19 protein-coding genes are annotated in these 18,459 nt (G+C 67.1%); 11 read left to right on the plus strand and 8 right to left on the minus strand.

Features of this window, described 5'->3' with window-relative positions; translation table 11 throughout:
• Nucleotides 1–3: 3 nt before the first annotated feature.
• From ACUXVX_RS04065 to ACUXVX_RS04115, 11 genes are all read left to right on the plus strand, one after another.
• Complete coding sequence (locus tag ACUXVX_RS04065; protein WP_446310485.1) at nt 4–1,155, plus strand: mandelate racemase/muconate lactonizing enzyme family protein; 1,152 nt, start codon at nt 4–6, stop codon at nt 1,153–1,155.
• Nucleotides 1,155–1,937 (plus strand): alpha/beta hydrolase family protein, encoded by a 783-nt coding sequence (locus ACUXVX_RS04070; protein WP_446310486.1) that lies wholly within the window; start codon nt 1,155–1,157, stop codon nt 1,935–1,937. The genes ACUXVX_RS04065 and ACUXVX_RS04070 overlap by 1 nt, the downstream gene beginning before the upstream one ends.
• 15 nt (nt 1,938–1,952) lie before the next feature.
• Nucleotides 1,953–2,750 carry an NAD-dependent epimerase/dehydratase family protein gene (locus ACUXVX_RS04075; RefSeq protein ID WP_446310487.1) on the plus strand — a complete coding sequence of 266 codons (798 nt, stop codon included), beginning with the start codon at nt 1,953–1,955 and terminating at the stop codon, nt 2,748–2,750.
• Between the two features lies 1 nt (nt 2,751).
• Nucleotides 2,752–3,990: a 3-oxo-tetronate kinase gene (gene otnK / locus ACUXVX_RS04080; RefSeq protein ID WP_446310488.1), complete on the plus strand. Its 1,239-nt coding sequence runs from the start codon at nt 2,752–2,754 to the stop codon at nt 3,988–3,990.
• Nucleotides 3,987–4,631: a 3-oxo-tetronate 4-phosphate decarboxylase gene (gene otnC, locus ACUXVX_RS04085; protein WP_446310489.1), complete on the plus strand. Its 645-nt coding sequence runs from the start codon at nt 3,987–3,989 to the stop codon at nt 4,629–4,631. Before otnK ends, otnC begins: the two co-directional genes overlap by 4 nt.
• Entirely contained in the window at nt 4,628–5,386 is a 759-nt protein-coding gene (locus ACUXVX_RS04090) for a hydroxypyruvate isomerase family protein (RefSeq protein WP_446310490.1), read from the plus strand. The genes otnC and ACUXVX_RS04090 overlap by 4 nt, the downstream gene beginning before the upstream one ends.
• A gap of 51 nt (nt 5,387–5,437) precedes the next feature.
• On the plus strand, nt 5,438–6,148 hold the full coding sequence (nanR, locus tag ACUXVX_RS04095) for a transcriptional regulator NanR (protein WP_222470760.1): 711 nt from the start codon (nt 5,438–5,440) through the stop codon (nt 6,146–6,148).
• Entirely contained in the window at nt 6,145–7,389 is a 1,245-nt protein-coding gene (locus tag ACUXVX_RS04100; RefSeq protein ID WP_446310491.1) for a ribulose-bisphosphate carboxylase large subunit family protein, read from the plus strand. Before nanR ends, ACUXVX_RS04100 begins: the two co-directional genes overlap by 4 nt.
• Complete coding sequence (locus ACUXVX_RS04105; protein WP_446310492.1) at nt 7,386–8,699, plus strand: four-carbon acid sugar kinase family protein; 1,314 nt, start codon at nt 7,386–7,388, stop codon at nt 8,697–8,699. Before ACUXVX_RS04100 ends, ACUXVX_RS04105 begins: the two co-directional genes overlap by 4 nt.
• A gap of 1 nt (nt 8,700) precedes the next feature.
• Nucleotides 8,701–9,543 carry a phosphogluconate dehydrogenase C-terminal domain-containing protein gene (locus tag ACUXVX_RS04110; protein WP_446310493.1) on the plus strand — a complete coding sequence of 281 codons (843 nt, stop codon included), beginning with the start codon at nt 8,701–8,703 and terminating at the stop codon, nt 9,541–9,543.
• Between the two features lie 74 nt (nt 9,544–9,617).
• Nucleotides 9,618–10,556: a 2-hydroxyacid dehydrogenase gene (locus ACUXVX_RS04115; RefSeq protein WP_222470756.1), complete on the plus strand. Its 939-nt coding sequence runs from the start codon at nt 9,618–9,620 to the stop codon at nt 10,554–10,556.
• A gap of 177 nt (nt 10,557–10,733) precedes the next feature.
• Here ACUXVX_RS04115 and blaOXA read toward each other — a convergent pair whose 3' ends face one another.
• The 8 genes from blaOXA to ACUXVX_RS04155 form a co-directional block, all read right to left on the minus strand.
• The gene (gene blaOXA, locus ACUXVX_RS04120; RefSeq protein WP_446310494.1) at nt 10,734–11,528 is read right to left on the minus strand and encodes a class D beta-lactamase; all 795 of its coding nucleotides are present in this window, start codon (nt 11,526–11,528) and stop codon (nt 10,734–10,736) included.
• Nucleotides 11,529–11,616: 88 nt separating this feature from the next.
• On the minus strand, nt 11,617–12,576 hold the full coding sequence (gene denD / locus ACUXVX_RS04125; protein ID WP_446310495.1) for a D-erythronate dehydrogenase: 960 nt from the start codon (nt 12,574–12,576) through the stop codon (nt 11,617–11,619).
• Nucleotides 12,573–13,475 carry a sugar kinase gene (locus ACUXVX_RS04130; protein ID WP_446310496.1) on the minus strand — a complete coding sequence of 301 codons (903 nt, stop codon included), beginning with the start codon at nt 13,473–13,475 and terminating at the stop codon, nt 12,573–12,575. Before ACUXVX_RS04130 ends, denD begins: the two co-directional genes overlap by 4 nt.
• Nucleotides 13,472–14,314: an SMP-30/gluconolactonase/LRE family protein gene (locus tag ACUXVX_RS04135; RefSeq protein WP_446310497.1), complete on the minus strand. Its 843-nt coding sequence runs from the start codon at nt 14,312–14,314 to the stop codon at nt 13,472–13,474. The genes ACUXVX_RS04130 and ACUXVX_RS04135 overlap by 4 nt, the downstream gene beginning before the upstream one ends.
• The gene (locus ACUXVX_RS04140; RefSeq protein WP_446310498.1) at nt 14,311–15,456 is read right to left on the minus strand and encodes a fumarylacetoacetate hydrolase family protein; all 1,146 of its coding nucleotides are present in this window, start codon (nt 15,454–15,456) and stop codon (nt 14,311–14,313) included. The genes ACUXVX_RS04135 and ACUXVX_RS04140 overlap by 4 nt, the downstream gene beginning before the upstream one ends.
• Nucleotides 15,440–16,837, minus strand: a complete 1,398-nt coding sequence (locus tag ACUXVX_RS04145; protein WP_446310499.1) for an FAD-binding oxidoreductase — start codon at nt 16,835–16,837, stop codon at nt 15,440–15,442. Before ACUXVX_RS04145 ends, ACUXVX_RS04140 begins: the two co-directional genes overlap by 17 nt.
• On the minus strand, nt 16,834–17,430 hold the full coding sequence (locus tag ACUXVX_RS04150) for a LysE family translocator (protein WP_222495815.1): 597 nt from the start codon (nt 17,428–17,430) through the stop codon (nt 16,834–16,836). The genes ACUXVX_RS04145 and ACUXVX_RS04150 overlap by 4 nt, the downstream gene beginning before the upstream one ends.
• Nucleotides 17,430–18,458 carry an L-idonate 5-dehydrogenase gene (locus ACUXVX_RS04155; RefSeq protein ID WP_446310500.1) on the minus strand — a complete coding sequence of 343 codons (1,029 nt, stop codon included), beginning with the start codon at nt 18,456–18,458 and terminating at the stop codon, nt 17,430–17,432. The genes ACUXVX_RS04150 and ACUXVX_RS04155 overlap by 1 nt, the downstream gene beginning before the upstream one ends.
• Between the last annotated feature and the right edge of the window lies 1 nt (nt 18,459).

Consider the following 18,459-nt stretch of genomic DNA (forward strand, 5'->3'; position numbering starts at 1 on the left):
TTCATGTCGCGCGATGGCAACCGGCCGCGCGTGATCGTGGCGGTTGATACCGACGAGGGGATCACCGGCTGGGGCGAGTGCTACAACCACGGGCCGGACCGCGCCCTGCCGCCGTTGCTTGATTACCTCTATCTCCAGATCGAGGGCGAAGACCCGACGCGGATTGAGCGCCTGATCCTGAAGCTGCTCCAGCAGAGCCGCTTTCCGCCCGGCGCGCTTGGCCTCGCCGCCATCGCCGGGATCGACCATGCGCTGTGGGATATCTCGGCCAAGGCGCTGGGCGTGCCGGTTTACAAGCTGCTCGGCGGGCATGTGCGCGACCGGGTGCGGGTGTATCAGGGCGTTTACTCGGCGCCCGATGCGGCGCAGGTGGCCGACCATGTGGCGGAGCACCGGGAGGCGTGGGGTCTCAATGCCTTTAAGCTCTCGCCCTATCGTTGCGATATTCATGCCGAGCCGTGGCACAGGGTGGTTGGCCAGACCGAGGAATGGGTGGCTGAGCTGCGCGCGCTTTGCCCGGACGCGGAGTTTGCCTTTGATGCCCACGCCCGCCTCTTCGAGCCCTATCAGGCGGTGGAGATGGGCAATGCGCTCGCTGCCTTCCGCCCGCTCTTTTACGAAGAGCCGATGCGGATGGAGAACATCGAGGCTTGGGGTGATCTGAAGCGGCAGCTCAAGGTTCCGCTGGCGACCGGGGAGAGCCTGTATTCGCGCTTCGAGTTCAACCGCCTGTTGGCGGTGAAGGGGGCTGACATCATCCAGCCCGATATCTGCGCGGTGGGCGGGCTGCTGGAGATGCGCAAGATCGCGGCGATTGCCGAGGCGCATTATGTCAACGTTGCGCCGCACAACCCGATGGGGCCGCTGGCGACGGCGGTGAACGTGCATTTCTGCGCCGCTCAGCCCAACTTCAAGATCCTCGAATACCGGCTGCCGGGCACCTCGGCCTTCCTGACCCGCGACATGGTGAAAACCGATGAGGCGGCGGGCTATGTGAAAGACCCCTACATGCCGGTGGACGGCCATCTGGAGCTGCGCCCCGACCGGCCCGGCTGGGGTGTGGAGATCGACGAGGAGTTTCTCGCGACCGACCGATACATTCATTGGGAGCGCAAGTTGCCCGTGCGGCCTGACGGCTCCTACGGCTACACCTGATGCGCTTCGAGGAGCTGGTGGGTTGGGCGCCGGCGGAGCCGCTGGCGGGCGGGGTGCTCTTGTGCCCCGACGGGCCGGGGCCGTTTCCAGCGGTGCTCTATTGCCATGCCCACGGAGGCGAATACGGGCTTGGCAAACGCGAGCTGACCGAGGGCGCATGGTGGACAAGCGGGCCACCCGGACCGGCCTTGGTGGCGGCGGGCTTTGCGGTGTATTGCATCGACATGCCGGGGTTTGGCGCGCGGCAGGCCGAGGGCAGCGAAGAGGCGCTGTCACTGGCCGAGGCGTGGCATGGGCGCTCGCTCTTTGCCCGGATGCTGGCCGACCAGCGCGGGGCGTTCGAGTATCTGGCCACTGACCCGCGCGTGGATGCGGCACGGATTTTCACCTGGGGCGCCTCGATGGGTGCGGGGCTCGGCACGTGGCTCGCCGCGCTGGAGCCGAGGGTCGCAGGGGCGGTGAGCCTGATCATGCTGGCCGATATCGCGCCCATGATTGAGACCGGCGCCCATGCGCGGCACGGGCCGTGGTACACCGCGCCCGGCCTGCTCCGCATGGGCGACCAAGGCGATGTGGCCGCGGGGATCGCGCCGCGCCCGCTCTTCGTGGCCCACGGCGGGCAGGATGCGCTGACGCCGCAAGCCGCCCGTGAAGCCGCGCTGGCCAAGCTGCCACCCGAGGGGTTCACCCATTTCTTCCAACCGGAAGCCGACCATGCCGAAACCGCGGAAATGCGGGAGGCTGCTCTGGCCTTCCTGAAAACCCATGCGCATAAATCCTGACAGGGAGAGAAGACTATGATGAACCGACTGCTGATCACCGGCGCCGCTGGCGGCCTTGGCTCGATGTGCCGCGACCGTCTGAAACATATGGCAAAAACTTTGAGGCTCTCTGATGTGGTCGAGATGCCGCCCGCCGGGGAGAACGAGGAGGTCGTGGTTTGCGACCTTGGAGACAAGGCGGCGGTGGAAGACCTCGTGCGTGGTTGCGACGGGATCGTGCATCTGGGCGGGCGGTCGATCGAGGATACGTGGTCTGTCATCCGCAACGCCAATATCGACGGGGTGTTCAACCTCTACGAGGCTTGCCGGAACACGGGCTGCAACCGGGTGATCTTTGCCAGCTCAAACCACGCGGTGGGCTTTCACAAGCAGACCACCCGGCTCGACGCCAATGCCCTGACCCAGCCGGACGGGCTCTATGGTGTGAGCAAGGTCTTCGGCGAGGCGATGGCCTCAATGTATTACAACAAATTCGGCATTGAGACGGCGAGTGTGCGGATCGGCTCCTGCTTCCCCGAGCCGAAGAACCGGCGGATGCTGGCGAGCTGGATGAGCTACGACGATTTCGTGCGGCTGATTGAGGCCGTGTTCCGCGCGCCCAAGATCGGCTGCCCGATTGTGTATGGCGCCTCCAACAACGCGACCGGCTGGTGGGACAACCGCGAGGTCGGGTTCCTCGGCTGGGAGCCGCAGGACCGGGCCGAAGATTACCGCGCCGTTGTGGAGCAGATGGAGGAGATGCCTGCCATCGACGCGCCGCAGGTCGTCTATCAGGGCGGGGCCTTCACGGCTGACGGAATTCACGAGGAATAACATGGCCATTTTCGGGGCGATTGCCGACGATTTCACGGGTGCCACCGATCTGGCGGGCCTGCTGGCGCGGAGCGGAGCGAAGGTTTCGCTGCGCATCGGGGTGCCGGAGGACGGCGAGAGCGATGCGCCTTTCGAGGTGGTCGCCCTGAAGATCCGCACTGCGCCGGTGAGCGAGGCCGTGTCGGAGGCGCTGACCGCGCTCGACTGGCTGAAGGGCACCGGGGCAGAGCGGTTCTTTTGGAAATATTGCAGCACCTTTGACTCGACCGCAGAGGGCAACATCGGCCCGGTATCGGAGGCGCTGATGGCGGCGCTGGGGGCGGATCGCACTGTGTATTGCCCGGCCTTTCCGGAGAACGGACGCTCGGTGTTCATGGGCAACCTCTTCGTCGGGCAGCAGCCCTTGGCGGAGAGTCCGATGAAGGACCATCCGCTGACCCCGATGCGCGACAGCAACCTGATGCGGCTGCTTGGCCCGCAGGTCACGCGGGAGGTGGGGCTGGTGGACAGGCTCACCGTGGCGCGGGGCGCGGAGGCGCTGGCCGAGGCGTTGGCCAAGGCCCCGGCGCATGTGGTCGTGGATGCGGTGGCGGATGCCGACCTCGAGATCATCGCCCGCGCGGGCCGCGACATGGCGCTGATGACGGGCGGTTCGGCGTTGGCGATGCCCTTGCCGGCGCTCTACCGCGAGGCAGGGCTGCTGGATGACAGCGCCCGTGAAGCCACGGTGCCGCAGGTGGGGCCGGGGGCGGTGGTGCTCTCTGGCAGTTGCTCGGCGATGACGCGCGCGCAGGTGGCGGCCTATTCTGGCCCGGCCTTCGAGCTTGATCCGTTGGTGCTGGCCGCCGAGGGCCACGGCGCGGCCTCCAACTGGCTGGCGAAGCAGGACATGGGCAAGGCGCCGATCGTCTATGCGACGGCGGAACCGCAGGCGGTGCGCCGTGCGCAGAGCGAGCTGGGGACAGCACGTGCTGGCGAAGTGGTCGAACAGGCGCTGGCCGCGCTGGCGGTGCAGGCGCGCGACCAAGGCGCGCGGCGGATCGTCGTGGCGGGCGGCGAGACCTCGGGCGCGGTCACGCAGGCGCTGGGCGTGACCCGGCTCGATGTGGGCCGCGAGATTGCGCCGGGCGTGCCGTGGTGCGGGTGCGTCTCCGGCGGCGAGGAGATTGCATTGGCGCTGAAGTCGGGCAACTTCGGGACCGAGAGCTTCTTTTCCGATGCGCTGGGGATGCTGGCATGAGCGAGACGGCCCTGCGCGAACAGCTTTGCATGCTGGCAAGATCGCTTTTCGACCGGGGGCTGACCCACGGCTCGACCGGCAATATCTCGGCCCGCACCGAGGATGGCGGGCTGCTTGTTTCACCCACGGGCACCAGCTTTGGTCGGCTCGACCCGGGGCGGCTGGCGCGGTTCGACAGCGCGGGGCAGCATGTGGGCGGTGACAAGCCGACCAAGGAAATGGCGCTGCACACGGCGTTTTACGACACGCGCGGCACGGCGGGGGCGGTGGTGCACCTGCATTCGTGCCACTCGGTCGCGCTCTCGATGCTTAAGGCAGACGAGGACGACTTTTTGCCGCCGCTCACCCCCTATGGCGTGATGCAGCTGGGCCGGGTGAAGCTGCTGCCGTTCTTCCTGCCGGGCGATCCGGCGATGGGCGAGGCGGTGCGCGGGCTGGCGGGCAAGCGCTCTGCGGTGATGCTGGCCAACCACGGGCCGGTGGTGGCGGGCAAGGACGTGGAGGCGGCCTGCAACGCGATCGAGGAGTTGGAGGCCACGGCCAAGCTGGCGCTGATGACGCGCGGCATGGGCGCACGGGGCCTCGACGACGGGCAGGTGCAGGCACTGGTGAGCAAGTTCAACCTGGAGTGGGATGCATGAAATTTTCGGCCAACCTCGGGTTCCTCTGGAGCGAGTTGCCGCTTCCGCAAGCGATCCGGGCTGCCAAGGCGGCGGGGTTCGACGCGGTGGAGTGCCATTGGCCCTACGCGGTGCCTGCGGGCGAGGTGGCCGATGCGCTGGCCGAGACCGAGCTGGAGATGCTGGGCCTGAATGCCTCGCGGGGCGATGCCTCAATCGGCGAGATGGGCTTTTCGGCGGTGCCGGGGCGTGAGGCGGAGGCGCGGGATGCCATCGACGAGGCGCTCGCCTATGCCGAGGCCACGGGCACCGGAAAGGTGCATGTGATGGCGGGCTTCGGCGGCGACCACGACACCTTTGTCGAGGCGCTGGGCTATGCCTGCGACAAGGCGGCGGGGCTGGGCAAGACCATCTTGATCGAGCCGATCAACCACTATGACGCGCCGGGATACTTCCTTTCGACCACCGCGCAGGCCGAGGCGATTCTGGCCGAGGTGGGGGCGGAGAACCTGAAGATCATGTTCGACTGCTACCATGTGCAGCTGATGGAAGGCGACCTGAGCCACCGGCTGGAGCGGCTTCTGCCGAAGATCGGGCATATCCAAATCGCGGCGGTGCCGGACCGGGGCGCGCCGGATCATGGGGAAGTGAATTTCACGCATATCTACAGGCACTTGAAGGCGCTGGGCTGGGAGGCTCCGCTGGGGGCGGAGTACAAGCCCGGCGGGCAGACGGAGCCAACGCTGGGCTGGATGAAGGCGGCGCAGGACATCTGAGCCAAGCAAGGCTCTTGATCGGTGCGGGCGCTTGCGCTAGCAACTGGTATGATGAGTTTACCAGATCAGATAAAGCCCCGGAAGCTGGCCGATGAGGTGCAGGATCGTCTGCTGCGGTTGATCCGCGAGGACGGCCTTGGCCCGGGCGATGCCTTGCCCTCCGAGCGGGAGCTGATGGCGCGATACGAGATCGGGCGACCGGCGATCCGCGAGGCGATGCAGGCGCTCCAGCATCGCGGCGTGATCGAAATCCGGCATGGCGGGCGCCCGAGGGTGGCGGAGCCGTCGCTCGATGGGCTGATCGGGCAACTAGGCACCGGGGTGCGGCACCTGCTCGCGCATACCTCCTCGATGGACCACCTGAAGGAGGCCCGCGCGGCGCTGGAGGCCGAGATGGCCCGGATCGCCGCACGCCGCCGGACAGAGGTGGACATCGCCTCGCTGGAGGCGCTGCTGGCGGCGCAGGAGCTTTCGGCAGAGGAGCCGGAGAAGTTTCTTGAGATTGACGGCAAGTTCCACCGCCGGATTGCGGCCATTTCGGCAAATCCCATCTTCGAAACCCTCGCTGCCGGTGTGTTCGATTGGTTGCGCGACTTTCACGCAGAGGCGGTGCGCAAGCGCGGGTTGGAGCAACTGACACTGACCGAGCACCGCGCCATCCTCGATGCGATTGCAGCGGGGGATGAGGGCGCGGCGGCGAAGGCCATGCGCGACCACCTCGAGCGCGCCAATGAACTCTATCACCAGGATCACTTCCAATGAGTGAACGCATCGAAGCGGACTACCTGATCGAAACCCCGGTGGACCCGACCAAGGCGGCGGAGGCGATGGCGGGGGAGCAATCTTCCGGCACTTTCGTCAGCGTTCCGGGCGAGACGCCGGAGCTGCGCGAGCGGTCGGCGGCGCGGGTGGAGGCGCTGGAGGTCGTGGGCGAGGTGGCGGAGCCGTCGCTGGGCGGCGGGGCCACGGGGGAGCGGTATACGCGGGCGAAGGTCACGTTGAGCTGGCCGATGGGCAACATCGGGCCGTCGATCCCGAACCTTGTGGCGACGGTGGCGGGCAACCTCTTTGAGTTGCGGCAGTTTTCGGGATTGCGGCTGCGGGATATCCGGCTGCCACGGGCGTTTGGCGAAGCCTATCCGGGGCCGAAGTTCGGGATCGAGGGGACGCGGCGGTTGAGCGGCGTGGCGAGCGGGCCGCTGATCGGCACTATCGTGAAGCCCTCTGTGGGCTTTGGACCGGAGGAGACGGCTTCGCTGGCCGGGGATCTGGCGGCGGCGGGCATCGACTTCATCAAGGATGACGAGTTGCAGAGCGACGGGCCGAATTGCCCGTTCGACGACCGGGCGCGGGCGGTGATGCGGGTGCTGAACGACCATGCCGAGAAGACCGGCAAGAAGGTCATGTTCGCCTTCAACCTCACTGGCGAGGTGGACGAGATGCGGCGGCGGCATGACCTGCTGCTGGAGCTTGGGGCGACCTGCGCGATGGTGTCGCTGAACTCGGTGGGCTTTGCGGGCTTTCTCGCCTTCTCGCGCCATTCGGAGTTGCCTATCCATGCGCACCGCTGTGGCTGGGGCTATCTCAGCCGCGCGGACATGCTGGGCTGGGATTACACCGCGTGGAGCAAGCTCTGGCGGTTGGCGGGGGCGGACCACATGCATGTGAACGGGCTGCGCAACAAGTTCTCGGAGGGGGATGACAGTGTGGTCACCTCGGCGCTCTCTGTCGGCACGCCGCTGTGGGAGGACAAGCCCTGCGTGGCGATGCCGGTGTTCTCCTCGGGCCAGACGGCGGTGCAGGCGGCGGAGACCTATGCGCGGGTCGGCCATGCCGATTGCATCCACGCGGCGGGCGGCGGGATCATGGCGCACCCGGACGGGCCTGCGGCGGGCGTGGCCTCGCTGCGGGAGGCTTGGGAGGCGGCGGTTTCGGGCGTTCCGGCGGAGGACTATGCTGCGACCCGGCCCGCGCTGAAGGGCGCGCTGGAGGCCTTTGGATGAGCCTGCCGGGAGGCACCCTGATCGGCTGGGTGGGGGATGACTTCACCGGCTCGGCGGCCAGCATGGAGGTGCTGGAGTTTGCCGGGGTGCCTGCGGTGCTGTTTCTGGATGTGCCGACCGAGGCGCAGCTGGCGCGGTTTCCCGGCGTGCGGGCGGTTGGGGTGGCGACCACGGCGCGGTCGCATTCGCCCGGCTGGATGGAGCGGGAATTGCCGGGGGTGTTTCGCTTTCTGGCCGGAACGGGTGCGCGGGTGGTGCATTACAAGACCTGCTCGACGCTGGATAGCTCGCCTGAGATCGGCTCGATCGGGAAGGCCATCGACATCGGCGCGGAGGTGGTCCGGGGGCCGTTCATTCCGTGCCTCCTCGCCGCGCCGAAGATGCGGCGATATCAGGCTTTCGGGCATTTGTTTGCGTCCGGCCCCGGCGGGGTGTTCCGGCTCGACCGGCATCCGGTGATGGCGCGGCATCCGGTGACGCCGATGGACGAGAGCGACGTGGCGCGGCATCTCGCCAAGCAGACGGGTAAGAGCTTTGGATTGGTGTCGCTGGAGGATCTGGGGGCCAGCCCGGAGGCGGAGGTCTGGTCATTCGATGCGATGACGGATGCCCACATGGGCCGGGTCGGGCAGCGCATGTGGGACCAGTCGCCGGTGTATGCGGTGGGTTCGCAGGGGGTGGAATACGCGCTGGTGGAGCACTGGCGGGCGCAGGGCTGGCTGTCTGCCCAGGACCGGGTGGAGAGCGCGGGGCCGGTGGAGCGGATGCTGGCCGTATCCGGCTCCGTCTCACCGGTGACGGCGGCGCAGATTGCATGGGCCGAGGCGCATGGGTTCGAGGGGATCGAGCTGGATGCGGTGACGGCCGTGCGGGGCGAAGAGACGGGGGCCTATGAGGCGGCTTTGAAGGCGCTGGAGGCCGGGCGCGACCCGCTGATCTACACCGCGAAAGGGCCGGATGACCCTGCCGTGGCGCGGCTGCGGGCGGCGGTGCCTGCGGGCGGGATGGAAGAGGCGAATGCGCGGATCGGCGCGGCGCTGGGCAAGGTGCTGGCGCGGTTGCTGCGGCAGACGGGGCTCAAGCGGGCGGTGATTTCGGGTGGGGACACCAGCGGCCATGCGAGCCGCGAGTTGGGGCTTTTTGCCTTTACCGCTCTGGCTCCGACGATCCCCGGTGCGGCGCTGCTCAGGGCGCATTCGGAAGATGAGAATTTGGCCGGGCTCGAGCTGGCGCTGAAGGGCGGGCAGATGGGGTCGGACGATTATTTTGGATGGATCAAACGCGGCGGTGGTGCCGCAGGAGGAGAATGAGATGACCAAGGTTGCTTTGCTCGGTGCGGGCGGAAAGATGGGCGTTCGGCTGGCGCAGAACCTCAAGCCGACGCGATTTGAGATTGACCATGTGGAAGTGTCCGAGGTGGGCCGCAAGCGGCTGCTGGACGAGGTGGGCGTTGAGGCGGTGACCGATGGCGACAATGCGATTTCGGACGCCGATGTGGTGCTGATGGCGGTGCCGGACCGGCTGATTGGCAAGATCGCGCATGGGTTCGTGGACAAGCTGAAGCCCGGTGCGGCGGTGATCGTGCTGGACGCGGCGGCGCCCTATGCGGGCGAGATGCCGGAGCGCGACGACATCACCTATTTCTGCACCCACCCCTGCCACCCGCATATCCTTGAGGTGCAGGAGACCAAGGAGGCGCAGGCGGATTACTTCGGCGGGATCGCGGCGCCGCAGGGGATCGTTTGCGCGCTGATCCAAGGGCCGGAGGAGCATTATGCGCTCTGCGAGGAAATCGCGAAGATCATCTATGCCCCAGTGGCCCGGAGCCATCGCTGCACGCTAGAAAACATCGCCGTTCTGGAACCTGCGCTGAGCGAGACGGTGGCGGCCACGATGAGCCTTGCGTTGCGCGATGCGACCGACCGGGCGGTGAGCATGGGGGTGCCGGAGGCGGCGGCGCATGACTTCGTGCTGGGGCATCTGAAGATCGAGCTGGCGATTGCCTTTGGCATCTTCCCGGAAGGCAAGTTCAGCGATGGCGCGCTGATGGCGATCGACAAGGCCAAGAGCGTGATCTTCAAGGAAGACTGGCTGGATCAGGTCTTTTCATTGGAGGCGGTGAAAAAGTCGGTGCAGGAGATCTGCGAAGGTTGATCGGCTTGACTCCCCGGCGGCGCACTGCGAGGGAATGGTATACCATTTGACGCGCCGCCGGGGAGGAACAGGCCATGAGCAAGGTGATCGCAATCGGGAACTACAGCGAGGCCGATCTGGCCAAGCTGAAAGAGACGTTCGACCCGGTTTTTCTGGCCGAAACCACCGAGATCGGCAGCCTCGACGAAGCCACGCGGGCGGGCATCACCGCTGCGGGCTTCAAGGGGCACAAGCCGTTTGGCGCCGAGGCGATGGACCTGCTGCCGAACCTCGGCGTCATCGCCAACTTCGGGGTTGGTTACGACTCCATTAACGTGGCGGCCGCCTCGGAGCGCGATATTCGCGTGACCAACACCCCCGATGTGCTCAACGATGACGTGGCTGACCTTGCGGTGGCGATGCTGCTGATGTGCGGCCGGGAGATGGAACATGCGAGCCAGTGGGCGCGCTCCGGATCATGGGCCGAAAAGGGTGAATATCGGCTGAACCGCAAGGTCAGCGGGGGCCGCGCTGGCATCCTTGGCCTTGGCCGGATCGGGCGTGAGATTGCCGAGCGTCTGGTGCCGTTCAAGATGGACCTGCACTATTGGAGCCGCTCCGAGAAGGAGACTCCGGGCTGGACCTATCATGACAGCCCCGAGGCGCTGGCCGCGGCTGTCGACTACCTGATCGTGGCTACGGTGGGTGGCAAGGCGACAGAAAATATCGTTTCGAAAGAGGTGCTTGAGGCACTGGGGCCGCGCGGTATCCTGGTGAACATCTCGCGTGGCTCGACGGTGGATGAAGAGGCGCTGATCGCCGCGCTGAAGAGCGGCGGGATCTATGGCGCGGGGCTGGATGTGTTCGTGAACGAGCCGAAGATCGACGCGCGGTTCTACGAGTTCGACAACGTGGTGATCCAGCCGCACCAAGGCTCCGGCACGGTGGAAACGCGGGCGGCGATGGCGAAGCTCCAGCGCGACAATATCAGCGCCTTTCTGGCCGGAAACGACCTGCTGACGCCGGTCAACTGAGGCTTTGCGTTAATGCCTGTGCGGCAGGGCCGGATGGGCGTTAACGCTATATTTTGTTGATGCACAACTGATGCACATCCCATGCACATCCTATGCATATGCAGATGTGCATGACGGCGATGTGTTAACGGATCGGGCGGTCTCTCGCCCGGTTCTGGCTTGCGGGGCGAGGCGGCGTTAGGGCGCCAGCATGGGCCAGTCGGCCAGCAGGCTATCGCGTGTCAGAAGGCCGGGGGAGCGCGATGTGCGCTCGCGGGCCTGCGTGAGCCGGGCGAAGACGAGGGTGCGCCCCTCTTTGTCGGCCCAGCCGACGAACCAGCCCCAGCCCGCAGCATAATCGAAACTCCGGTCGGCCCGGCGCGGGTAGGCGCCGCCGGTCTTACCGTGGATTGCCCAGCCGCCTGCCTCGAAGCTCTGGGTGATCGCGCGGGTCTGCTCCATGGCCTCGGGCGAGACCGGCAGGGTGGCAGTGACCAGACCGCGCAGGAAGGCGGTTTGCTCGCGCGGGGAGATTTGTAGGGATGAGGCGATCCAGGCGCGGTCCAGCCCGTTGCCGAAGCCGGGATCACCGGAGAAGTCGGCGTTGCCATAGCCCATGGCGCGGGCGTGGCGGGTGAGGGTTGGCTCCCCGAGCGCTTGGCTGATGCGCTGCGAATACCAGACGACGGAGTAGCGGAGCCAATCGGTTGGGTCGGTCTCACGCGTCCAATTGGCGCCGCCCCAATCGGGGTCGCCGGGGCGGAAGGGCAGGACGGGGGCGTGAGGGCCGGTGAGAAAGCCCTCCTCGAAGCCGATGACGGCGAGGGCGAGCTTGAAAGTGGAGGCGGGGGTGGTGCGCGTGTCGCAATCGCCCGCCTCGTGCAGCGCCGCGCCTGTGGCCGCGTCGATGACGAGGGTGCAGAGGGTGCGGGGCGCGGCCTGCGCCGATGCGGCGGCGAGGGTCAGCAGGAGGGCGGTGAGCAGCTTGCGCATGGAGGCTTGGGCCGGGTCTGGCGGGGTGGAGCAGCCTCACCGCAGCATGAGCCGCGATGAGGCTGTGAGGGCCGAGGGGCGGCCCGGATCAGGGGCGATCGTCTTCGATGTAGTAGCGGATGTTGTCCTCGAAGGTCTCGTCCGCCGACATGCCGAGGCGCAGGGCCTTTTCAGGCCGCAGATCGAAGCGCCAGCCTTTCACGATGTTCTGGATCACCGGGTCGTCGTTCCAGGTGATGAGCTTTGCGGGCTCGGGGCCTGCGACGGCTGTCATCGCGTCGATGCATTGGCGGATTGTCCACATGCGGCCGGGCAGTTGCACGGCGCGGTTGGGGCCGAAGTCTTCTGCCGGGATCTCGGCGCCGATCACGAGGTTCTCAACGCATTTGCGCGGGCTGAGGTAGTAGTGCGGGAAGCTGTCATCGACCGGGCAGTTGGCGGTCTGGCCGTTCAGCGGCTCGCGGAAGATCGACGACATGAAACCGGAGGCTGCCGCGTTGGGCTTGCCGGGGCGCACCGAGATGGTGGGCAGGCGGAAGGCGCGGCCGTCGATGTAGCCCTTGCGGGAGTAGTCGGTGACCATCATCTCGCCGATGGCCTTTTGCGCACCGTAGGAGGTTTGCGGGTTCAGCGAGGAGAAATCGGTGATCGGGTCGGGCGTGTCGCCGCCGTAGACGGCCATCGAGGAGGAGAACACCACCACAGGACAGGTGCCGAGGGTGCGGGCGCGCTCCAGCACGTTGATGGTGCCGTGCATGTTGATGTTCCAGCCCAGCTCGAACTCGGCCTCGGCCTGACCGGAGACGATGGCGGCCAGCAGGTAGATCACATCGGTCTCGGCGGTGATGATCGCTTCCATCGAGGCCGGGTCGGTGATGTCACACTTTGTGGTTTCAACCGAAAAGGGCGCCTCGACGGCGGTGGGGGCGACCACATCGGCGAGGGTGAGGCGGCTGATCGGCTTGCCGCGCAGGGTGCCCTTGGCGGCGAGGGAGGTGGCGAGCTTTTGCCCGACGACACCTGCGCCGCCGATGATGAGGATGTTCATTTGCTGTCTCCTGAGAAGATATCTGGCACGAGCGCGCCGGGCGCGCGGATGACTTTGGCAGCGAGGCCCATGGCGGCGCGGGCGGCCTCGGCGGGCGGCTCCTGCTGGGCGAGACCGGCGAGGAAGCGCGCGGCGAAGCTGTCGCCCGCGGCGGTGCTGTCGATCACCTTGTCGACCGGATCGCAGGCGATCTCGGTGATGCCCTCGGGCGTGGCCAGCGTGAGCGCCTCGGCGCCGTTCTTCACCGCGATGATCGAAGCCCCGGCCTCGCGGTAGCGGGCGATGGTGTGCGCTGGCGTGGGGTCGCCGAAGAGGGCGGTTTCCTCATCGAAGCTGGGCAGCACGATGGAGGCGGCGGAGGCGCCTTGGGTGAGGCCGCGCTTCATGGCGTTCTCGTTCTCCCAGAGGCGCGGGCGCAGGTTGGTGTCGAAGCTGACGGTGGCACGGGAGGAGCGCAGGGCATTGCACAGGCGGCTGCGCTGGTCGGGGGCGAGGATGGCGAGGGTGATGCCGGAGAAGTGGATCATCTCGGCGGTGGAGAAGGTGCTGGCGAGCCAGTCGGTATCTTCGCCCAGCAGGCGGGCGGCGGAGTGGCTGCGCCAGTAGGAGAAGCTGCGCTCGCCGTCCTTGGTGGCGATCATGTAGAGGCCCACCGTGCGATCCGGGATCTCGCGGGTGACGGGGCTAACGCCCTCGGCCTGCATGAAGGCGGTCATCTCGGCGGAGGTGGCATCTGTGCCGACGGCGGTGGCGTAGCTGACATCCCAGCTCTCGGGGAGGCAGCGGCGGGCGTACCATGCGGTGTTGAAGGTGTCGCCCGCGAAGCCGCGGCGGTAGGTGTCTGGCCCGGTCTGGGCCAGTTCGACCATGCATTCACCGATGCAGAGGAAACGGCTCATAGGATCACCTGTTGTTCGGCTTGCCCGGTCGCCTGCGGGTCGAGCAGGTAGGTGCAGCCGTCTTCGGGGGCTGGGTTCGGGTCTTCCTGAATGGCGGTGGTAACGTAGAGCTGGTCGAGCGCCTCGCCGCCGAAAGCCGGGCAGGTGGTGTTCTTGCCGGGGACGGGGAGGGCGCGCAGCTCGGTGCCATCTGGGGCGTGGACGGTGACCTTGGAGTGGCCATATTGGGCGATCCAGAGGTTGCCTTGGGTATCGCAGACGGCGCCATCGGGGCGATGGCTCTCCTTGGGGAGGGTCAGCCACGGCTCGGGGTCGCCCTTGGGCCAGCCGTGCTCATCAAGCGCCACCCGCCAGATCTGGTTTTGCGGCGTGTCGGCGATGTAGGCGGTGGTGCCATCGGGGGTGAAGCAGGTGCAGTTTGGGATGCTCCAGTTATCCCAGAGCTGGCGCAGCTCGCCGCGGTAGTAGCGGTAGTAGGCGCCTGCGCCGGTTTCCTTCTTGCAGCCCATAGTGCCGATCCAGAAGCCGCCCTGCGGGTCGGCGCGGCCATCGTTGGAGCGGGTGGCGGGATTGTCGGCCTCGAGCGAGGTGATCTCTTCACGCGCCCCTGTGGTGAGGTTGAAAGTGAAGAGCGCGGCGTCTGAGGCGATCAGCAGCGTGTCACGATCGACCCATCCGGCGGCGGAGACGAAGTGCTCGAACTCCCATGTGAAGGTCTGACCCGCGCGCTGGGCGTGCATGTGGTGCTTGTTGATGTCGAACCAGAAGAACTCTTGCCGCTCGGGGTGCCAGAGCGGACCTTCGCCGAGGTTGCACTGGGTGTCGTCATAAAGGGTCATAGCAGGCCTCGCTGGGCAAGGTTGCGCATCAGGGCGGAGTTGCCGAAGGTCCATTCGGGGGCCTCGGTGGAGAGGCGGACGGTGTTGGTGAGGGTGCCGAGCAGCGGAGTGGAGATGGAGACGGTGTCGCCCGGGTGGTGGGTGAAGCCCTGGCCGGGTGCGTCGCGGTCTTTGACGGGGGCGAACATGGTGCCGAGGTAGAGGAAGAAGCCGTCGGGATACTGGTGGTGGCGGCCGATGGTTTGGGTGACGATGCTCGCGGGGTCGCGGGAGATTTTCTCCATCGAGGAGGAGCCCTCGAGAGTGAAGCCATCGGTGCCGGTCACGCTCATGGTGAGGTGAGCCTTGCACACGTCATCGAGGGTGAACTTGTCGTCGAAGAGGCGGAGGAAGGGACCGAGGGCGGCGGAGGCGTTGTTGTCTTTGGCCTTCCCGAGCAGGAGGGCGGAGCGGCCCTCGACATCGCGCAGGTTTACATCGTTGCCGAGGGTGGCGCCGACGATCTTGCCTGCGGAGGAGACGGCGAGGACGACTTCGGGTTCGGGGTTGTTCCAGCTCGACATGGGGTGCAGGCCAACGGAGGCGCCGTAGCCCACAGCGGCCATGGGCTGGCATTTGGTGAAGACTTCGGCATCGGGGCCGATGCCGACTTCGAGGTATTGCGACCAGAGGCCCTCCTTTTGCAGCACCTCCTTGACGGTCATCGCCTTATCGCTGCCCGGCTCAATGCCGGAGAGGCTCTCGCCGATGTGGCTTTTGACCCGGGCGCGGATCTCTTCGGCGCGGTCGGCGTCGCCTGCGGCGCGCTCTTCGATCACCCGCTCGACCATCGACTCGGCGAAGGTGACGCCGCTGGCCTTGATGGCTTGCAGATCGGCGGGGGCGAGGAGGCGGAGGGCATCGGGGCCGGCGGCCTCGGTGGAGGCTTCGGCCAGTTCATCGAAGGTGCAGAGGAAGTTGCCGGGCGCGGAGCGCGCGGTGGCAGCCGGGTCGGGCTGCTCCAGCAGGGCCTGCATGGTGGGAATGGCCTTGGAGGTAATATCGATCACCCGGTTCGCCTCCAGCCGTACCACGCAGGGGCCGGTGCCGGGCTTCCAGACGCGGGTTGTCAGGACGGCTTGGTCGCTATTCTGCGGCAGCATGGGGCACCTCGTTGGTTGGCGGCAGGAGCTTGCCGGGGTTCAGGATGTTGCGCGGATCGAAGGCCTGCTTGATCGCTCGCATGTAGGTGAGGGCGGGGCCGTGCTCGGCCTCCATGTAGCGCTGTTTCCCGAGGCCGATGCCATGCTCGCCCGAGACGGTGCCGCCGAGGCGGAGGGCGGTTTTGGCCAGTGCGCCGGTGAAGGCCTCGGCGCGCTGCATCTCCTCGAGGTCTGTCGGGTCAACGCTGACGCCCGCGTGGAAGTTTCCATCACCGACATGGCCGACAATGGTGGAGGTGAGGCCGAGGGCGACCGCGTCTTTCTGGGCCTGAAGCACGGCCTCGGCGAGCCGGGAGATCGGCACGCAGACATCGGTTGGCCAGAGGTGCTTGCCCTTGCCGAGCGCGGCGGAGGCGTAGTGGGCCTTGTGGCGCATGGCCCAGAGGGCGGTGCGATCTTCGGCCTTTTCGGCCACCTGCCAGCCGGAAGCGCCGAAGTCTTCGGCGATCATGCCGAAGGTTTCGGCCTGTTCGGCCACGCTGGCGGGGGTGCCGTGAAACTCCAGAAAGAGGTGCGGCTCTTCGGGGAGGCCCGCGCCGGAGTAGGCGTTGAAGCCCTTCACCATCATCTCGTCGAGCAGCTCGATGCGGGCCATCGGCAGGCCGGACTGGATGGTGGTGATGACGCAGTTCACCGCGTCTTCGACCGACGCGAAGCGGCAGGTGGCGGCGGAGGTGGCCTCGGGGATGCCCTGAAGCCGGAGGGTCAGCTCGGTGATGATGCCGAGCGTACCCTCGGAGCCGATGAGCAGGTGAGTGAGGTCGTAGCCGGTGGAGGATTTGCGGGCCTCGGTGCCGGTGCGGATGACGGTGCCATCGGCCATAACCGCCTCCAGCGCGAGGATGTTCTCGCGCATGGTGCCGTAGCGCACGGCGGTGGTGCCGGAGGCGCGGGTGGCGGCCATGCCGCCGATGGAGGCATCGGCGCCTGGATCGACCGGGAACATCAGGCCTGTGGCGCGTAGCTCTTCGTTCAGCCGCAGGCGGGTGATGCCGGGCTGGACGGTGCAGTTGAGATCTTCGGGGCGAACTTCGAGCACGCTCGCCATGCGGTTCATGTCGAGCGAGATGCCGCCGGAGGTGCAGAGGTGCTGGCCTTCGAGCGAGGAGGCGGCGCCGTAGGGGACGACGGGGCAGGATTCCTCATGGCAGATCTTCAGGATCTGGCTGACTTCCTCGGTTGTCTCGGGGAAGGCCACGGCATCGGGCGGAGTGTCGGGGTAGTAGGTTTCGTTCTGGCCGTGCTGGTCGCGGACGGCGCCGGAGGTGACGAGGCGGTCGCCGAGGAAGGCGAGGCGGGTGATGGCGGCGGGGATGGTCATTTGAGGAAACTTGCGTAGAGGGCGAGGGCGACCACGGCCAGCAGCGAGGCGGCCATGGCGATGTTGATCCGGCGGTGAGCGGCCTCGGAGAGGTTGAGGCGGTGCAGCGTGGCCCCGGCCCAGAGCCAGCCGAGGTGGATGGGAATCCAGATGGCGTTGGCGATCACCAGCTTAGCGATGGTCTCGAACACGAGATTGTCGGGGGCGAAGGGGAAGCCCGCGAAGAGCGTGGTGTTGACGGCATAGGCCTTGGGGTTGATCGCCTGAAGCATTACGCCGCCGAGCACGCCCGGCGCGGTGGTGGCGGGGGAGAAGGCGATTTTGCTGCCTGCGAAGGCGATCTTGGCGGCGAGCCAGCAGAGGTAGGCCACCGAGGCAACGGCCAGCACGATGCGGATGGCGGGCACCGAGAGCACCACGGCGGCGACGCCCGAGATGACCCCGAGCGCCACGAGGTTGGTGCCGATGAAGAGGCCGACCACGTAGCGCAGGCCGGGGCGGAAGCCGAAGCCCGAGCCAACGCCAGCCGTTGTCAGCACGCCCGGCCCGGGGGTGATGATGAGGAAGAAGACGGCGGCGGCGAAGGTGAGCATCAGAACTCCAGTTGGACCTTCATGGCGCGGGATTTGTCGGAGGCGGTGGAGAAGGCCTCGGCGAAGCTGGCGAGCGGGAAGCTGTGGGTGATGAGCGGAGCCACGTCGATCAGGCCCTTCTGCATGAGCTGGACCGCGATGGCGAATTCTTCATGGAAGCGGAAGGAGCCTTTGAGGGAGAGTTCCTTGGCGGTGACCTGCATCATCGGCACCGACATGTCGCCGGAGAGGCCGAGTTGCACCAGCGTGCCGCAAGGCCGGAGGGCGGCAATGCAGGCGGCGAGGGCTTGGGGGGCGCCGGAGCATTCGATGGCGGCATCGAAGGTGCCTTTGCCCGCCACATAAGGGGCGAGGGCCTCGGGGTTTTCGGCGGTGTTCAGGGCGCGGTCGGCGCCGGAGGTTTTGGCGGCTTCGAGCGCGGGGGCGGCGATGTCTGTCGCCACGATCTCGGCGGCCCCGGCGCGGCGGGCGGCGAGGATGCAGAGCTGGCCGATGGGGCCGCAACCGGTGATGAGCACGCGTTTGCCGAGGAGGTCCCCAGCCTGCCGTGTGGCGTGGAGGCAGACGGCAAGAGGCTCGGCCATGGCGGCCTGCGCGGCGGAGAGGCCGGCGGCGGGCACGCATTGGGAGGCGAGAGCGGTCAGTTCTTCGCGGAAAGCGCCCTGGATGTGCGGGAAAGGCATGGCGGAGCCGTAGAAGCGCATGTTCAGGCACTGGTTGGGCAGGCCGCGGAGGCACTCGGCGCAGGCCCCGCAGGGGCGGGAGGGAGAGACGGCGACGAGGTCGCCGACGGCGAGGTTCTGGACGCCTTCACCGAGCGCGGTGATCTCGCCAGCCACCTCGTGGCCGAGGATCATCGGCTCGCGCAGCTTGACGGTGCCGAAGCCCCCGTTGTGGTAGTAATGCAGGTCGGAGCCGCAGATGCCGCCACGGGCCATGCGCAGCGCAACCTCGCCCGGGCCGGGGGCAACGGGCTGGCAATCCTCAAGGCGCAGGTCATGCGCCCCGTGGGCAAATAGCGCCTTCATG

This window comes from Vannielia sp. SX4, from assembly GCF_052828525.1.

Bases quoted from the DNA above. Each gene is read 5' to 3' on its own strand.
- ACUXVX_RS04065 (WP_446310485.1), top strand. From the start codon at position 4: ATGTCGCGCGATGGCAACCGGCCGCGCGTGATCGTGGCGGTTGATACC.
- ACUXVX_RS04070 (WP_446310486.1), top strand. From the start codon at position 1,155: ATGCGCTTCGAGGAGCTGGTGGGTTGGGCGCCGGCGGAGCCGCTGGCG.
- ACUXVX_RS04075 (WP_446310487.1), top strand. From the start codon at position 1,953: ATGATGAACCGACTGCTGATCACCGGCGCCGCTGGCGGCCTTGGCTCG.
- otnK (WP_446310488.1), top strand. From the start codon at position 2,752: ATGGCCATTTTCGGGGCGATTGCCGACGATTTCACGGGTGCCACCGAT.
- otnC (WP_446310489.1), top strand. From the start codon at position 3,987: ATGAGCGAGACGGCCCTGCGCGAACAGCTTTGCATGCTGGCAAGATCG.
- ACUXVX_RS04090 (WP_446310490.1), top strand. From the start codon at position 4,628: ATGAAATTTTCGGCCAACCTCGGGTTCCTCTGGAGCGAGTTGCCGCTT.
- nanR (WP_222470760.1), top strand. From the start codon at position 5,438: ATGAGTTTACCAGATCAGATAAAGCCCCGGAAGCTGGCCGATGAGGTG.
- ACUXVX_RS04100 (WP_446310491.1), top strand. From the start codon at position 6,145: ATGAGTGAACGCATCGAAGCGGACTACCTGATCGAAACCCCGGTGGAC.
- ACUXVX_RS04105 (WP_446310492.1), top strand. From the start codon at position 7,386: ATGAGCCTGCCGGGAGGCACCCTGATCGGCTGGGTGGGGGATGACTTC.
- ACUXVX_RS04110 (WP_446310493.1), top strand. From the start codon at position 8,701: ATGACCAAGGTTGCTTTGCTCGGTGCGGGCGGAAAGATGGGCGTTCGG.
- ACUXVX_RS04115 (WP_222470756.1), top strand. From the start codon at position 9,618: ATGAGCAAGGTGATCGCAATCGGGAACTACAGCGAGGCCGATCTGGCC.
- blaOXA (WP_446310494.1), bottom strand. From the start codon at position 11,528: ATGCGCAAGCTGCTCACCGCCCTCCTGCTGACCCTCGCCGCCGCATCG.
- denD (WP_446310495.1), bottom strand. From the start codon at position 12,576: ATGAACATCCTCATCATCGGCGGCGCAGGTGTCGTCGGGCAAAAGCTC.
- ACUXVX_RS04130 (WP_446310496.1), bottom strand. From the start codon at position 13,475: ATGAGCCGTTTCCTCTGCATCGGTGAATGCATGGTCGAACTGGCCCAG.
- ACUXVX_RS04135 (WP_446310497.1), bottom strand. From the start codon at position 14,314: ATGACCCTTTATGACGACACCCAGTGCAACCTCGGCGAAGGTCCGCTC.
- ACUXVX_RS04140 (WP_446310498.1), bottom strand. From the start codon at position 15,456: ATGCTGCCGCAGAATAGCGACCAAGCCGTCCTGACAACCCGCGTCTGG.
- ACUXVX_RS04145 (WP_446310499.1), bottom strand. From the start codon at position 16,837: ATGACCATCCCCGCCGCCATCACCCGCCTCGCCTTCCTCGGCGACCGC.
- ACUXVX_RS04150 (WP_222495815.1), bottom strand. From the start codon at position 17,430: ATGCTCACCTTCGCCGCCGCCGTCTTCTTCCTCATCATCACCCCCGGG.
- ACUXVX_RS04155 (WP_446310500.1), bottom strand. From the start codon at position 18,458: ATGAAGGCGCTATTTGCCCACGGGGCGCATGACCTGCGCCTTGAGGAT.